Below are 15,354 nucleotides of genomic sequence, written 5' to 3' on the forward strand. Positions count from 1 at the left end.
GCTTTCAGCGTTTGGAGTGTCGGCCGCCTGACGTGGGGCCGGCCTTGACCGCACTACCGGGTGGGCGAGCCAGAATCACGGCGATAGCAGTAGTGAGCGGAACAGATAGCGCCAGAGCAATCCCGCCGACCGCGGACCGTACGATTTCGATCGCTACAGCGTCACCGACCAGGACGTCCTGAAGAGGGCGACCGCTGACGCTGAAAAGCAGAAGCAGTGGCAACGCCCCGCCGGCGTACGCGAGAACCAAGGTGTAGACCGTGCTGGCGATGTGATCGCGTCCGACCCGCATCGCCCCGCTGAACACCTTTCGGCGGGGTGCGTGCTTGTCGAGTTCGGCCAACTCGAACGCCGAAGATGCCTGGGTGATGGTGACGTCGTTGAGAACACCGAGCGATCCGATGATGAAGCCCGCCAGCAGCAGGCCCGTGATGTCGATGTGCTCGATGTAGGTCTGCACATTGGTGTTCTGCTCTTCGGACAGTCCGGTGAGGTGCGTCAGTTCGATACAGAGGTAGGAGAGAACGGCAGCGAGCACCATCGCGGCAAGGGTGCCGAGCAAAGCCGAACTGGTCTTGAGTGAGACACCGTGCGCCAGATAGAGAACCGCGTACAAGATCACCGCGCCGGCGACCAGTGCAACCGGTATCGCAGGCTTACCGTCGAGCAATGCGGGCAGGAGAAACCCGACGACGACGCCGAAGGCGATCACCAGACCGACGAGTGCGCGCAGTCCGCGCCACCGCGCAACGGCGATGATGACGACGGCAAACGCGATGACGATCAGCGCCAGTGGGAGTCCACGCGAATAGTCTTCGAAGGAGTACTGCGTGTTTCCGTTCGGGTCGGTCTGACGCACCAGGCGAATGTGGTCACCGACCCGTAGATCCGGTTGTCCGGCACCCGGGATGATCTCGAGGAGTGTCTTCGTTCCGGCATTCGGCCCGGACTCGATATCGACGATACTGCGCTGGCACTGATAGGCGGAGGTGGGTGGCGGTTGCGGTGCACCGACGAATACCCTTCCGGCGGAGGAACTTCCGCAGTCGCCGAGATCCTGCATCGTGACGGTGCCCGCCTCGGTCTCCACCGAACTGCCGTCGGCATTCTGAAAGGGGAGCGGGACGGGAATGGTGTTCTTGTCCGGCCACAGCGCGATAGCTGCCGCGACGACAACCATGCCGATGACGACGAGCAAGCCTATGACGACGCGTGATGCGGTGGGGCCGATCTGAATGGGGCCACCGTGGCCGTGGCCGTGACTCATCGGAAACTGAGTGTCGGACTGGGGATTTGCACCGGTGCAATGTTATCGGCTCCGAAGCGAATGGTCAGCTTCTGCGGATAGTGTCGATCGACGACAGCGTCGGCACAGGTGATTTCCGGGAAAGAGGCGAAACTGGGATTGGTCGAGCTGGGTGGCGGGGAACAGGGGGGGTTGTCCCCGCCACCAACCTGGTATCCACAGGGGGGGGAGGGATACCAGGTGCTCGCGGCACCGAAGTGCTGATAACCAATGTACCCAATTTCAATCGGGTTTGGCGCGTTGTCCAACTACCAATTTCACGACGAATCACGTACCGGTTGGACCGTTTTCGCATCAGGGCAGGTCACTAAATAGTTAAAGTGTCAATCAAACCGCCTGGTATGCGAATGTTGTGACGAAGGTCTCACAAATACCCCGCACTTTTACGTTTACGGGGTATTTGTACAACGAATTGTTTACCTGATTTTGCCCGATTCGACGGGCCGAAATCACTGCTTGTAACTGGTGAGGAAGTTGCCGAATCGCTCGATGGCCACGGCGAGATCCCGGGCCCACGGAAGGGTGACGATCCGAAGGTGATCGTGGTTCGGCCAGTTGAACCCGGTGCCTTGAACCATCAGGATCTTCTCCTGGAGAAGCAGGTCCTGAACCAACTTCTCGTCGTCGTGGATCTCGTAGACGTTCGGATCCAGACGAGGGAACGCGTAGAGCGCACCGCGGGGTTTCACACACGAAACACCCGGAATCATGTTCAATCGCTCCCACGCGACGTCGCGCTGCTCGAGCAGGCGACCGCCGGGCAGGATCAGGTCTTCGATGCTCTGGTGTCCGCCGAGGGCGACCTGAATGGCGTGCTGTCCGGGGACGTTGGGGCACAGGCGGGTCGACGCCAAGAGGTCGAGTCCCTCGAGGAAGCCGGCGGCGTGATCCTTCGGGCCCGTGATCGCCACCCAGCCGGAGCGGTAGCCGGCGACGCGGTAGGCCTTCGAGAGGCCGTTGAACGTCAGGCACAGCAGATCAGGGGCAAGCGTTGCCAGCGAGATGTGCTTTGCGTCGTCGTAGAGGATCTTGTCGTAGATCTCGTCGGCGAGCAGCAGAAGCTGATGCTTGCGTGCCAGATCGACCAACTGCTGCAGAACCTCCATGGAGTACACCGCACCCGTGGGGTTGTTCGGGTTGATGACGAGGAGAGCCTTGGTCTTGTCGGTGATCTTGGATTCGATATCGGCGATATCGGGATTCCAGTCGTTGGCCTCGTCGCAGAGATAGTGGACGGGCGTGCCTCCGGACAGGCTCGTCATCGCAGTCCACAGCGGGTAGTCCGGCGCTGGGATCAGAACCTCGTCCCCGTTGTTGAGGAGGGCCTGCATGGTCATCGTGATCAGCTCGGAAACACCGTTACCGAGGTAGATGTTGTCGACGTCGAGCTCGGGGAAGCCGGGAACCAGCTCGTAACGCGTCACGATTGCGCGCCGCGCCGACAGAATTCCCTTCGACTCCGAATAGCCCTGCGCATAGGGCAGGGCGGCGATCATGTCGCGCATGATCACATCGGGAGCATCGAATCCGAACGGTGCCGGGTTGCCGATGTTGAGCTTGAGGATCCGGTGTCCTTCCGCCTCCAACCGGGCGGCATGCGCGTGCACCGGCCCACGGATTTCGTACAGGACGTTCTGGAGCTTCGACGACTGCTCCAGCTCGCGCTGCGGCTGACGATGGCGGACGGGTTCTGGTGTGCTCACGAGTTACATGATTCCACCACTGTGCAAGTGCATTGTCGGGGACCGTGTCGCGCGACCAGTTGGCTATTGTCGAGCGATGACCCCCAGCGAGCAGATTGCAGCCCCGTACGGATCGTGGACTTCTCCGATCGGAGCAGCGGATCTGGCTGCAGGTGGCCACCCTGTCGAGGGTGGACGATACGTCGGTGACGAGATCTGGTGGGCTGAACTTCGTCCGACCGAGGGTGGTCGGACATCGATCCGTCGATCCGGTCTCGACAACCAACCCGTCGACATCCTCCCTGCGCCGTGGAACGCGCGGACCAGGGTTCACGAGTACGGCGGTGGCGCCTGGACCGTCACCGAGTCCGGAAAACTGGTCTTCAGTGAATTCTCCGATCAACGGGTGTACATCCTCGAAGGAGTCACTCCGCGGGCTCTGACGCCTGAACCCGCGTCGCCGGCCGCGTTGCGATACGCAGACCTGCAGATCGTGAACGGTGAGGTGTGGGCGGTTCGGGAAGCGCACGCGGAGGGCGGGGCGATCACTCGCGATATCTGCGCGATTCCGCTGGACGGTTCCGGCAAGGTTCGCTCGATCGTCGGCGGCTCGGACTTCCTCTCGTCACCGAGGCTTTCGCCGAGTGGAACCAAAATAGCCTGGATCGCGTGGAACCATCCGCAAATGCCCTGGGACGGTACCGAACTGCGGGTAGCTCCACTCGTCGACGGCGTCGCTCAGAACTACTCCGTGCTGATCGGCGGACTTGAAGAGTCCGTCCTGCAACCGGAGTGGATCACCGACGACGAACTCTACGCAAGCAGTGATCGCAGCGGCTGGTGGAACATCTATCGCGTCGGCGGCAAGATCACCCCGATCTGCCCGGTGGATGCGGATTTCGGTGGCCCACAGTGGCGCTTCGGTGCGCGCTGGTTCGTCGAACTCGACAACGGGCACCTTCTCACCGCACGCACGGTGGGAACCGACACGCTGGCGGTACTCGATCCGGCGTCGGGGGAACTGCGCGACATCGCGATCCCGGGTGTCACCAGCATCGGCCTCATGCAGGTTCGCGGCGATCGGTTGCTGCTCACCTCGGGAGGCGCGAAACTGGCGGGCGCGCTACGCGAGTTCGACCTCGGTACCGGCGAACTCACCGAAATCCGTTCGTCGGTCGAAGAATTGCCCGAGTCTGCATACCTTCCGGAAGCGCGAGCTGTCGTGGCTCACGGACACGGGCGAGAAGTTCACGCCGTTGCGTATCCGCCGCGCAGTCCGCGATACAAAGGACTCGACGGCGAACTGCCGCCATACGTTGCGTTTGTTCACGGTGGGCCGACGGCGCACGTCGCCCCGGCCCTCAACCTCGTCTACGCCTTCTTCACCAGCCGCGGAATCGGCGTCGTCGATGTGAATTACGGCGGGTCGACCGGTTACGGACGTGAGTACCGCAACCGGCTGCGCGGACAGTGGGGTGTCGTCGACGTGCAGGACGTAGTCACCGCCGTCACCGGGTTGGCCGAGCAAGGGCTTGCCGATCCGGCCCGCCTTGCCATCGAAGGCGGATCTGCCGGTGGATGGACCGTTCTGGCCGCACTGACGACGTCCGACGTGTTCGCTTGTGGTGCTTCCTATTTCGGCGTGGCCGAACTGGACCTGTTCGTGCAGGAAACTCACGATTTCGAATCGCGCTATGTCGACGGTTTGATCGGCCCGCTGCCGGAATCTGCCGACCTGTACGCGGAACGTGCTCCGCTCAACAACGTCGACGGGTTGAACTGCCCGGTGTTGCTGCTCCAGGGTCTCGACGATCCGATCGTGCCACCTTCGCAGGCGGAGCGATTCCGGGATGCTCTGGTGACCAAGGGTATTCCGCATGCCTACCTGGCCTACGAGGGTGAATCTCACGGATTCCGCAAGCAGTCGACCATCATCAGCTCACGCAACGCCGAGCTGTCCTTCTACGGGCAGGTGCTCGGATTCACCCCACCCGGCATTGCGACACTCGAGCTGTGGAAGCCTGCGATCAGTAGCTGACGGCCCCGCGGCTGCGCGCAAAGGCCGCGAGGATCCGACCTGCCACCAGTGACGGGGTCGACAGGTCGACCCACGTCCACCTCGCGACTTCCCACCCCGCGTCACGGAGTCGGTCTTCGCGGAGCTTCTCGTTCCAGAGCACGTCCTCGGCGCTGCGCCCGGCGGGCACCAGTCGGCCGTATTTGATGCGGCCGTCGAACTCTCCGATGGTGCGCTGCTCACGCCACAGGAAGTCGACGCGGCCGGCCAACCCTCGGGCGTCGTGGATTTCGACCTGGGGTTCGGGGAGTGGTAAGTGTTCCTGCAGGAACAATGCGAGGCTCCGTGATTCACCGACGCTTTCGATGCGCGAGTCCATCGCGGTGAGCGCGTGGAGCGCATGTCGATGGCGCGGATGGTTCGGGCTGAGTGCAAGCGAGGCCGCAACTGCATCTTTGGTCAACGCTGAACGGTGCAATGCTGAATTGCCCACCACGAGAGCCGGTTCGAAAGGGAGCGTCCTCGCGAGATCCGCAACAGTTCGTGCCGGAGTCGTGACGCGCAGGCCGTCGACGTGGGTGACCTCGTCGTCGGTGAACGATACCGAGTGCACGTGTCGTCGAGCGGATTTACGGCCACCGCCTCGTCGGTCCCGAGAGAGGTGCACAACTTCGAGCGGAGTGTTCCAGAGTTCGAAGCCGTGCACCACCGCTGCCGAGATGTGGCTGACCGCTGCATGTGCCGAAGCGGTACCGGCCACAGCCTCGACGCGCAATCGATGTAGCCCGTAGGCGTCGAGGCGGGACAGGTGGTCGCTGGGTACGTAGGCACCGCGATGGATTCTGGACCAGTTTCCACTCGCGCAGGCCTGCCGGATCTCGGAATCGGTACGACCTGTCGACAGCTGCTCTGGCCGACGGATGATGCGTATTTGTTCCCCCATACCGATCGATCTTGCTGCGCCCGGCGCTGGAAAGGAAGCCGTGAACCCGGGGCTGTGGATAGCCGTGAGTGAACACCACTTGTCCACAGTTCGAACCGGTTTCGCGTCGCTGGAGAGGGTGTTGGGTGTGGGGAAACGGTGGCAGGTTCTCGACGCCGCACTCTAGGCAACCCTTGCGTCCGGAGCGTTTGCGTGCCAGGCTGTTGAACTATGACTACAGGAAAGGCGGACACCGCCACCCTCGCGTGAGCGCCGCACCGTTTCGCTCGTCGACGTCACGTCGAGCGACATCGACCGAGAACATCGATATCTTCGATGAAGACAATCAGGCCTTGGAAGCAGTCCGCGACGTGTGGCTCGAACGCGGTCTGTGTACACGTCCGGCCGATCGATCCACTGCAGAATCTGCTGTCGCGCAACTATACCGACGATCCAGGCTCCCGAAACCGGAGTTCGTCTGGGTTCAGTCGCCCTCTGCTGGATCGGATCTGATCGCCGCCGAAGGTCTGTCGAACAAGATATCCTTCGACGGCACTGGACTCGACTGCGCTTGCGGGCACATCGCGAGCATGTTTTCGGCGTCGCGCCGACGTATGAACGCGCGTATCGAACGTCGGAGCATTGACTGGCAGATAGAACGCTGGGAGATGGAACGTCGCGCGTTCGGGGGCGTTGGTGCCAGCGTGTCCGAGGGGTCGGATCAGCGGGGGTCGACTCAGCGGGGTTCGACTCAGCGCCGCGTCAATCCAGCGCGGATCATCAGATCCGCAATCTGGGAATCGTTGCACACCACACTGTTCGACGGCGTGGCAGCTGCGATACGAACGATGTCGACCCCGGTGGCGGGTGGAGTGACCTGGTACGGGCAGCAGGACGCCCATCGAATCGCATACTACGACACATGCCATCGATACGGTCTTGCGACCTTCCGCTCGGAAGACCGTGAACTTCTCGATGTGCAGACCGCACTGGCTGACTCGACCGGGTGGTGGTGGGCGTTCGACGACGTGTGCATCATGGCGGAACGACCCAGGGTCTTGCACTCGGAGCGGATACCGGGCAGTGCGCGGGGAGAACGCCGACTCCACCACTCTGATTCCCCGGCACTCGAATTCGCAGACGGAACAAAGGCGTTCGTTCTGCACGGAGCGATCGTTCCCGACTGGGTAGTGCTCGACCCGACCGCCGAACGCATCGCACACGAGCGCAATGTAGAGATCCGTCGATGTGCAATCGAGCGGATCGGGTGGGATTCCTACATCGAGCTGGCCGGCCTGACACTGGTCGACCAAGCCGACGATCCCGGTAATGCCGGTTGCCTGCTGCAGCTCTACGCGTCCCCGGAGGGCTGGGGCCGAAGTGGACGCATTCTCCTCGCGGTCAACGGTTCTTTCGAACGCGACGGGCATCGGCGTCGATACGGCCTTCACGTACCCGGATGGTTTACCTCCGCGTTGGATGCCGCCGGTTGGACTTACGGCATCACCGGCGCCGATTACTCCCGTCTCGTTCGTCGAACCTGAATCTCGACCCCTCAAGCCCCAATCCTCAAACCCTCAATCCTCAAACCCTTGGTGATACTTATGAACTCGAACATGACCTTGTCCGCTCTCACCACCCTCACCGGCCTCGATGTCTTCGACTACCTGGACCAGGAAGTGTCCATTCCTGTGATCGACGGACTTCAGGCGCAGGGCGATCTCATCGTGATCCCGTTTTCGCTGCTCGCAAATATCGTGGCGCCTCTGCCGTGGACACGCTCTGTGAGAGTGCCGCTCTCGGGAGTGGAGCTGCTGCGAAGCGCGGCGGGCGGTAACCCCCACAGTCTGGTTGCAGACGAAGGGGAGTGCACGTGGTCGACGCCGGTGAAAGATGCTCGGGGCCTTGCGCTCGGCGTGCTCGACACCCGAGTGACCGCGTACCTGATCCATCCGGAGCACGGCGCGACCGGAATCGCTCCGGGGCGATACGTTATCGGACGGCAGCAGGAAAGGGGTGTCGGGCGTGCGCGCGGTGCGGTGATGCTTGTCGCAGATTGACCGGGCGACCTCGATTTGACAGCGGGGGAGTGAGCACCACTTGTCCACGGCGAGCACCGCTTTCCGCGTAGAGCAAGGGGTGTTGAGTCGAGGGAAAGGGTGCTCGGTCGGGAGTGGCTCCCCATACAAACACGAATGCCCTCACCGTGACGGTGAGGGCATTCGCGTGTGGAGCGGTTACTTCTTGCGGCCGGGAGCCTTTGCGCCGGCCTTGAATCCGAGCCCACCTGCTTTGGGGGCGGGCGGCGCGGCAGCAGGAGCCGGAGCTTCCGCGGGTGCGGACGCTTCAGCAGGTGCTTCGGCGGCGGGTTCTACCTTCACGGGTTCGGCGGCGGGAGCCGGTGCCGCAGCTGGCGCCGGGGCTGCAGCAGGAGCTGCCTTCCGAGCGCCGGGAGCCTTTGCGCCCGACTTGAATCCGAGTCCGCCGGCCTTGGCGACCGGTGGAGCCTTCGGGGCTTCCGCCTCGGCGGCCGGAGCCTCTGCGGGTGCCTCGGCGGGTGCAGCCGGAGCAGCCGCAGGTGCTTCAGCAGCAGGTGCAGCCTTCGCGCCAGGAGCCTTGGCGGCGCCCTTCATCTGCAGTCCCTTGCCGCCGGGAGCCTTGGCGCCGGACGCCAGGCCCAGACCCTTCGGCTTGGCGACGGGTGCAGCAGCTTCGGGTGCAGCAGCCTCAGCTGCCGGTGCTTCCGCTGCCGGTGCGGCAGCGGCCTTTGCTCCGGGTGCCTTGGCGGCGCCCTTCATCTGCAGTCCCTTGCCGCCGGGAGCCTTGGCTCCGCCCGCAAGACCGAGCCCCTTGGGCTTTGCCACAGGTGTGGCCGGTGCAGCAGCGTCGGCGGCGGGAGCTTCCGCGCTTGCGGCGGGAGCTGCCTTCTTGGCGCCGGGAGCCTTTGCCCCGCCGGCCATTCCGAGGCCCTTGCCTGGTGCCTTGGCTCCGGGAGCTTTTGCGCCTGGTGCTTTGGCGAGGCCCTTCATGGCCAGACCCTTGCCTGCCGGTGCAGCCTTGGCTTCCGGAGTCGCGGCGGCTTCCTCGACTTCGGCGACCCGATCCTGCTCGACGGTCTCAGCCTTTGCCTCAGCAGCGACCGGGGCCTTCTCACGCGGGATCACCTTGATGTTCTCGCCGAGTTGGGCGGGATCGAGGCGGGTGACGGAGTTCAGCATCAACTGCGCGACGTCGACGACCTCGACGCCTTCGCCCTGGCCTTGCTCCTGGCGGGCAGTGACGCCGTCGGTGAGCATGACGCGGCAGAACGGGCAACCCGTGGCGATCTTCTTGGGGTTGGTGGAGAGCGCTTCGTCGACGCGGTCGACGTTGATGCGCTTACCGATGTTCTCTTCCATCCACATGCGAGCACCACCGGCACCACAGCACATGGAACGTTCGCCGTGACGCGGCATTTCGACCAGCTTGGAGCCTGAGGCTTCCATGAGTTCACGGGGAGCGTCGTAAACCTTGTTGTGGCGTCCGAGGAAGCACGGGTCGTGGTAGGTGACGTCTTCGCTCACGGATGCAACCGGGATCAGCTTCTTCTGGCGCACCAGACGGTTGAGCAGCTGAGTGTGGTGCACGACCTCGTAGTCGCCGCCCACCTCCGGGTACTCGTTGCCGAGGGCGTTGAAGCAGTGCGCACAGGTGACGACGATCTTGCGCTTCTTCTGCTCGATACCGTCGAAGACCGAGTTGAGCATCTCGATGTTCTGCATTGCGAGCTGCTGGAACAAGAACTCGTTGCCGGCACGACGTGCGGAGTCGCCGGTGCAGGTTTCGTCGGCGCCGAGGACCATGAACTTCACTCCCGCGGTGGCGAGGAGTTCGGCGACGGCCTTGGTGGTCTTCTTGGCACGGTCTTCGTAGGCGCCGGCGCAGCCGACCCAGAAGAGGTACTCGTAGTCCTCGAAGCTGTCGGCGTCCTTGCCGAAGACGGGGATCTCGAAGTCCATCTCGTTGATCCAGTTGAGGCGATCCTTGGAGTTCTGGCCCCAGGGGTTGCCCTTGTTCTCGAGGTTCTTGAACAGGCCGGCGAGCTCGGAGGGGAACTCCGATTCGATCAGGACCTGGTAGCGACGCATGTCGATGATGTGGTCGACGTGTTCGATGTCGACGGGGCACTGTTCGACGCAGGCGCCGCAGTTGGTGCAGCTCCACAAGGTTTCGGCGTCGATGACCGGGGCCATCTCACCTTCGACGGTTTCACCGACGAGCTTGCGGTCGGCCTCGAGGCGTGCGGCCTCGGGGATGGCTGCGAGTGCGGCTTCCTTGACGTTGCCTTCGCTGTCGACGAGTCCGATCTCGTCGCCGCCCATGTCCTTGCGTCCACCAGCGAGCAGGTACGGGGCCTTGGCGTAGCCGTGGTCACGCAGCGACATGATGAGCAGCTTGGGGGAGAGCGGCTTTCCGGTGTTCCAAGCAGGGCACTGGGACTGGCAACGCCCGCACTCGGTGCAGGTGGTGAAGTCCAGCCAGCCCTTCCAGGAGAAGTCTTCGATGTTTCCGGCGCCGAGAGTGTCGGTGTCGGGGTCGACGTTCTCCATCGTCAGGACTTTGCCCTTGGACATCATGGGCTTTGCCGCGCCGAGCGCGACGGTGCCGTCGTCTTCACGCTTGAAGTAGATGTTGAAGAACGCGGAGAAGCGGTGCCAGGCGACGCCCCAGGTGATGTTGCGGCCCACGATCGCGAGCCAGATCATGCCGGTCATCAGCTTGACGAACGCGAACACCGAGATCATGACGGGGCTGGCGGGAAGCAGTTTGGCGACCTGCATGGTGAAGAAGTCGGTCCACGGGTTGGCGTGACCGTAGGTCGCGATCTTGCCGGCCTTGACCATGATCATGCCCAGGCCCTCGAGCAGGACGATGCCCTCGATGACGTAGGCGGCCTTGAAGTTGGAGCCGCCGAACCGGGACAGGCGTGCAGGCAGACGCGGGTGGTTGAGCTGACGGATCACGATCAGCGTGGTGATACCGATGACGGTGCCGAGGCCCAGGATCTCGTCCCACAGGTGCCACGCCCACGTGTTACCGAAGATGGGCCAGTGGAACTCGGGGTTGAACGTCTGGCCGTAAGCCTCGAACCAGAGCAGGAATCCGCCGAGGAAGCCGACCATGACGAGCCAGTGGGCCCAGCCGACGCTGCGGAACTTGTTCATGCGCGTGTGCGCGATGAACTCGATGATCATCTGCTTGAAGCGAGGGAAGAACGGGCGCCATCGATCGGGTGCCGACTGGCCGATGCGCACGGTGTTGAACATCCTCAGCGCGCCTGAGAGGAAGATGTACCAACACACCAAGCTCAGCAGAGCACCAATCGTGCCCAACGTAATCGTCAGGGCATTCATGTCGCGGCCTTTCGTTTCAGGGCGACGCGTCGGCCACCTCGGGACAGCCCACTGATACTAACCTGCGTTATGTTACCCGCCAGTAACTAGCATTACCAGCCTGTAGATACCGACTGGTAACCGCTCGTGGCCTGGAGAGATCAATCTTCTGCGTCGGACGGGCTTGGTCAAACGCAGACATGTCTGGTCGTCACGTTAGGCGGTGGCCGTCGGGCTCCTTTCTGTCAGGCAGCCCTAACTCGGTTTCCGGGCAGGTGAGGACAACCGACCGGCTGTTATCGTTACGCCCGTCACGCACAGGGGAAACGGGTGGTGTGAGTCATCGACTTGCGCCCGCTCGCTCCCGGGGAGGATCAAAAATGTTCATTCGTAAAGCTGCGGCCATCGCAGCGATGACCATTGCCGCTACGGGCATCGCTGCAGGTACTTCTTACGCAGCTCCGGAGACGTCACCCGACGTTTCGTACACCGCCGAGGTCGTCGACCAGGCTGTTGTCACCACCATCGATGCCGGGGCATTCCGGGTATCGGGTGACGGCACACACGTCGACTTGCAGAACAGCCAGGGCGCAACTCTCGTGAGCCTGCCGCTCGCGTTCAACCTCGGGGACGTTCAGTTCCCGTTCGACGAGACCATCAGTGAGGACGGCAAGACCCTCACCCTCAAGCCGAACCTGGACCCGGCCAGCTCCAAGCCGAAGCCGGTCGCTGCCGAGTTCACCCCGGTTGCTTCGCCTGACGAGGATCAGAAGGCAATCGAGAAGTTCCAGTCACAGCTCGGGCTTGCCACGCAGATCGGTAGCCTCACCGGCACGATCGTCGGTGCAGTCATCGGTTGCATCGTGGGTCTGCCCGGCCTGGTTATCGGCTGCCTCCCCGGCATGGTCACCGGTGCCGGTATCGGTGGAGTCGCCGGTACGATCCTCGCCGGCGGCGGAACCGCAATCGTCGCGGGGATGGACCTGATCCAGGTCCTGAACGCTCCGGCCGGAACAACTCTCTTCCAGTAAGCAGCGCTTCCGGTTAGACGTCACGAACGCCGAAACGGGCGCCACACCTTCGAAAGGTGTGGCGCCCGTTTTGCTGTCTCGGGGAATGCGTGCGATCAGTAGTCGCGAACCTTCAGGCCTGGATTGGCGGCGAGGATGTCGTTGATCGGCGTCGCGTACTGCGTCGGTGCTTCTTGTCCGAACAACGTCTCGGCCTGAGCGATCTCGCACAGGGGAGAGGTGGCGACGTTGGACGCACTCGTGATGCCCACTGCCAACGTTCCGGAGACGATGGGGCCACCGCTGTCACCCTGCAGGACGCAGATGTTGGTGGTGAAGCCGTTGTCGAGGGTGTGATCCAAGACCTTGGCGACGCGGTTGACGCCGGTGACGACGCCGCAGCTGAAGCCGGTGGTCGATCCCGCCTTGCAGACCGGGGCGCCCACAATGGGATCGGCGGTACCGGTGATGTTGACCGAACGGTTGAACGGGACCCGCACGCTGTTGTTCTCGAAGCGGTACTTCGCGTTGTCGTCGATGTTGATGATCGAGTAGTCACGCCCGTCGAAGCTGCTCTTGGCGAAGTATCCGACGCGGGGCCCGGTCTGGTTGTTCACCATCGGGAAGACCTGGCTGGAGTTCGAGGTGCCGGCAGCGGCACGGTTGGGATCGCAGTGACCGGCGCTGATGTTGACCGTGCGTCCTGAACCGTCGGTGCCGTTGAAGCCGAATGAACAACGCAGTCCGGTGTTACCGGAGGTTGCGCCGAAGGCGTCTCCGCCCAGTGCAGCGTCGCCGGTTGCGGATCCGGTTGCGGGAATGAGGTCCGCGACGATCGGGGGAACCAGTAGCGGAGCAGCGGTGTGGACGACGGTCCGCTTCAGGAACTCAGGCAATTCGATGCCGGCGGCAGGATCGGCGGTGAGGGCGACTCCGTTGCCGACCACGTCGACGGCGATGCCACGCACGAGGTCTGCGACTTCGGCAGGCTGCGAATCGAGCCAGGTGTTGAGTGCCGAGAGTTGACCTTGCAGAGCCTGCTCGCTCTGCGCGACGTCCTTGACCTCGAAGCCGGCCTTCTCGGCGGCCTCGCGGGCAGCATCCTTGTCGCGACCGTCAGCGAGAGCGACGATGCCCTTGCCGAGGTCGTCGAGCCACACGCCGGCAAAAGAGTCGGGAAACTGGACGCGCGCGATGGCGGCGAACTCTGCGAGCTTCTGCGCGAGTTCGGAACGCGAGACGAACTGGTCGGGCGTCAGCGCCAAGTCGTGCTGTAGGGCTTCGGCGAGTTCGACGGGCAGATGGGCTGCCTGATCGGATACACCGGGTTCATTCGGTTCTGCGTTCGCGACCGCGGTAATCGGTCCGAGGAGCAGCAGCGCGGCCGAACCGAACACTGCGGCGCGACGTGCGATGGAGCTTCGCATGTGGGCCTTTCCACTTCGTTGACCGCGTACCACCCCCCTGGGAGCACACGGATACGGCTCACGGACTTGTGGTGAGCCGATCACAGTCGACCATGACTATATGGGTTCGAACGCGCTATTCCCACCCGTTACATGAGCAAACAGCGCTGACCCCGACCGACAACAGCACTGTGCCCGCCGATCAGAACAGATCGGCGGGCACAGTGCGTGAATCAGGCGTTGGTCAACCCGCAGTGCGAACGCGGATTCCGGAACCGACACCGCCGCCGGATGCGCGATCTGCAGCGTCGAGGATGTCTCCGACCGGGATACCCAGATTCGAGGTTCCACCGGAGGTCGCGAGTACCAGGTTCGCTTCGTTGCAACTGGGTGCGCCGCTGCTGTTGGAACCGCTGGTGATGCCCAGCGCCAGGGTTCCGGAGACGATGGCGCCGCCACTGTCCCCGGCGAGGGTGCACGCGGTACCGGCGAACCCGCGGACGGTTCGTGAATCGCCGTCAGCCATGACCAGTTGTGTTTCGACGCGATCGGCTGCCACGACGCCACAGGTGAAGGACGACGTCTGACCCGACTTGCAGATGGGAGCGCCGATCACGGGACGTGCTGTTCCGGTGATCGCGAGGGTGGTCCCGTTGGCGCCGCGGACGGCAGCGCGGTCGAGGCCCGCGTCGATGCCCGACTGGTCGAACTTGATGACCGAGTAATCGAGATCACCGGCGTTGTTGCCGACGGAAGACTGTGAGAAGGCGCCGATCAACTGACTGTCGTCGACGTTCGCGTGATTCGGCAGGTAGACCGGCGACTTCGAGCCCTCGGCCGGATTGCAGTGTCCGGCACTGATATTGAGTGCATTGTTCTGATCGTCGACGGCGTTGAACCCGAACGAGCAGACCGAGATGTTCTCGGTCGGCGTCTCGCGAATGGGTCCCGTCGACGTGATGTAGGTGTCGCCGCCGAGCGCTCCGGGATCAACCGATCCGCCACCGTCCGGGCTGAGAACGATCTTGGTGTTCTCGAGCAGGGTCGGAAGATTGAGTGCCTGCCCGACGGGGCTGTTCGCAACGTCGATGACGACCTGATTGTTCAAGACGTCGATGGTCGCCGAATTGACTGCGCGTGATATTTCCTTGGGCAGCCCGGCGATCCATCCGTTGACGTCGGCCAGCGTCTTCTCGAGGGTGTCGGCGGAGACGGGGGCGACGTGGGTGCGGTATCCGTCGTCGGCCGCGATTCGAGCAGCTTCGGTGGTGGTGACGGCTACGACGGGTTGACCGTCGAGTCCCATCCACGATCCGGCGTAGTCGCCGGGGCGCTCGGACTTGAATTCCTGGGCGTACGCGCCGAGTTCCTGAGCTTTGGCAGCGCGGTCGAGATACTCCTGTGGGGAGATCTTCAGATCGCGTGTGATCGCCTCGACCAGCTCAGCCGGAAGCTGGTCGGCTTCGAGCTGTTCGACATGCGTGTCGGAGGCGGGCTCTGCCGATGCCGTCGTGGTGAATGGAGCTGCGAGCAGTAGTGCCGAGGCGCCGACCACAGCGGTGCGGATCGCCAACGAGTTACGCATGAAATCCCTTCAAGTCCCCGGCACCGAGCCGGTAGGTACCGCACCCACCATAGG

General features: G+C 63.3%; 10 protein-coding genes. 4 read left to right on the forward strand and 6 right to left on the reverse strand.

Annotation, left to right across the window (positions count from 1 at the left end; all coding sequences use genetic code 11):
* Positions 1-4: 4 nt before the first annotated feature.
* The gene (locus tag FEZ59_RS22345; RefSeq protein WP_019747414.1) at positions 5-1,267 is read right to left on the reverse strand and encodes a YibE/F family protein; all 1,263 of its coding nucleotides are present in this window, start codon (positions 1,265-1,267) and stop codon (positions 5-7) included.
* A 488-nt stretch (positions 1,268-1,755) separates the two neighbouring features.
* The gene (locus FEZ59_RS22350) at positions 1,756-3,009 is read right to left on the reverse strand and encodes a pyridoxal phosphate-dependent aminotransferase (protein WP_019747413.1); all 1,254 of its coding nucleotides are present in this window, start codon (positions 3,007-3,009) and stop codon (positions 1,756-1,758) included.
* A gap of 76 nt (positions 3,010-3,085) precedes the next feature.
* Here FEZ59_RS22350 and FEZ59_RS22355 point away from each other — a divergent pair, with 76 nt between their 5' ends.
* Positions 3,086-5,026, forward strand: a complete 1,941-nt coding sequence (locus tag FEZ59_RS22355; RefSeq protein ID WP_172933235.1) for a prolyl oligopeptidase family serine peptidase — start codon at positions 3,086-3,088, stop codon at positions 5,024-5,026.
* Here FEZ59_RS22355 and FEZ59_RS22360 read toward each other — a convergent pair.
* Positions 5,016-5,948 carry a hypothetical protein gene (locus FEZ59_RS22360; protein WP_172933236.1) on the reverse strand — a complete coding sequence of 311 codons (933 nt, stop codon included), beginning with the start codon at positions 5,946-5,948 and terminating at the stop codon, positions 5,016-5,018. The genes FEZ59_RS22355 and FEZ59_RS22360 overlap by 11 nt on opposite strands.
* 245 nt (positions 5,949-6,193) lie before the next feature.
* Between FEZ59_RS22360 and FEZ59_RS22365 the strand changes: the two genes are divergently transcribed.
* Both FEZ59_RS22365 and FEZ59_RS22370 read left to right on the forward strand, forming a co-directional pair.
* Positions 6,194-7,471, forward strand: coding sequence for a DUF6745 domain-containing protein (locus FEZ59_RS22365; protein WP_172933237.1), 1,278 nt, complete (start codon positions 6,194-6,196; stop codon positions 7,469-7,471).
* A 60-nt stretch (positions 7,472-7,531) separates the two neighbouring features.
* Complete coding sequence (locus FEZ59_RS22370; RefSeq protein ID WP_029537798.1) at positions 7,532-7,987, forward strand: hypothetical protein; 456 nt, start codon at positions 7,532-7,534, stop codon at positions 7,985-7,987.
* Positions 7,988-8,164: 177 nt separating this feature from the next.
* On the opposite strand, the gene FEZ59_RS22375 is transcribed toward FEZ59_RS22370, so the two are convergent.
* Positions 8,165-11,320, reverse strand: coding sequence for a (Fe-S)-binding protein (locus FEZ59_RS22375; RefSeq protein WP_172933238.1), 3,156 nt, complete (start codon positions 11,318-11,320; stop codon positions 8,165-8,167).
* A gap of 359 nt (positions 11,321-11,679) precedes the next feature.
* On the opposite strand from FEZ59_RS22375, the gene FEZ59_RS22380 reads away from it, so the two are divergent.
* Complete coding sequence (locus tag FEZ59_RS22380) at positions 11,680-12,330, forward strand: glycine zipper family protein (RefSeq protein WP_029538545.1); 651 nt, start codon at positions 11,680-11,682, stop codon at positions 12,328-12,330.
* Between the two features lie 95 nt (positions 12,331-12,425).
* Here FEZ59_RS22380 and FEZ59_RS22385 read toward each other — a convergent pair whose 3' ends face one another.
* Positions 12,426-13,736 (reverse strand): S1 family peptidase, encoded by a 1,311-nt coding sequence (locus tag FEZ59_RS22385; RefSeq protein WP_029538548.1) that lies wholly within the window; start codon positions 13,734-13,736, stop codon positions 12,426-12,428.
* Between the two features lie 223 nt (positions 13,737-13,959).
* A complete protein-coding gene (locus tag FEZ59_RS22390; RefSeq protein WP_019749373.1) occupies positions 13,960-15,300 on the reverse strand; it encodes a S1 family peptidase in 1,341 nt (446 codons plus the stop codon).
* Positions 15,301-15,354: the final 54 nt, after the last annotated feature.

It is taken from the genome of Rhodococcus sp. MS13, assembly GCF_013277835.1.
Lineage (GTDB): Bacteria > Actinomycetota > Actinomycetes > Mycobacteriales > Mycobacteriaceae > Rhodococcus_F > Rhodococcus_F erythropolis.

Excerpts from the sequence above, each read along its gene's own strand:
- FEZ59_RS22345 (WP_019747414.1), bottom strand. The coding sequence starts at position 1,267 with ATGAGTCACGGCCACGGCCACGGTGGCCCCATTCAGATCGGCCCCACC.
- FEZ59_RS22355 (WP_172933235.1), top strand. The coding sequence starts at position 3,086 with ATGACCCCCAGCGAGCAGATTGCAGCCCCGTACGGATCGTGGACTTCT.
- FEZ59_RS22360 (WP_172933236.1), bottom strand. The coding sequence starts at position 5,948 with ATGGGGGAACAAATACGCATCATCCGTCGGCCAGAGCAGCTGTCGACA.
- FEZ59_RS22370 (WP_029537798.1), top strand. The coding sequence starts at position 7,532 with ATGAACTCGAACATGACCTTGTCCGCTCTCACCACCCTCACCGGCCTC.
- FEZ59_RS22375 (WP_172933238.1), bottom strand. The coding sequence starts at position 11,320 with ATGAATGCCCTGACGATTACGTTGGGCACGATTGGTGCTCTGCTGAGC.
- FEZ59_RS22380 (WP_029538545.1), top strand. The coding sequence starts at position 11,680 with ATGTTCATTCGTAAAGCTGCGGCCATCGCAGCGATGACCATTGCCGCT.
- FEZ59_RS22385 (WP_029538548.1), bottom strand. The coding sequence starts at position 13,736 with ATGCGAAGCTCCATCGCACGTCGCGCCGCAGTGTTCGGTTCGGCCGCG.
- FEZ59_RS22390 (WP_019749373.1), bottom strand. The coding sequence starts at position 15,300 with ATGCGTAACTCGTTGGCGATCCGCACCGCTGTGGTCGGCGCCTCGGCA.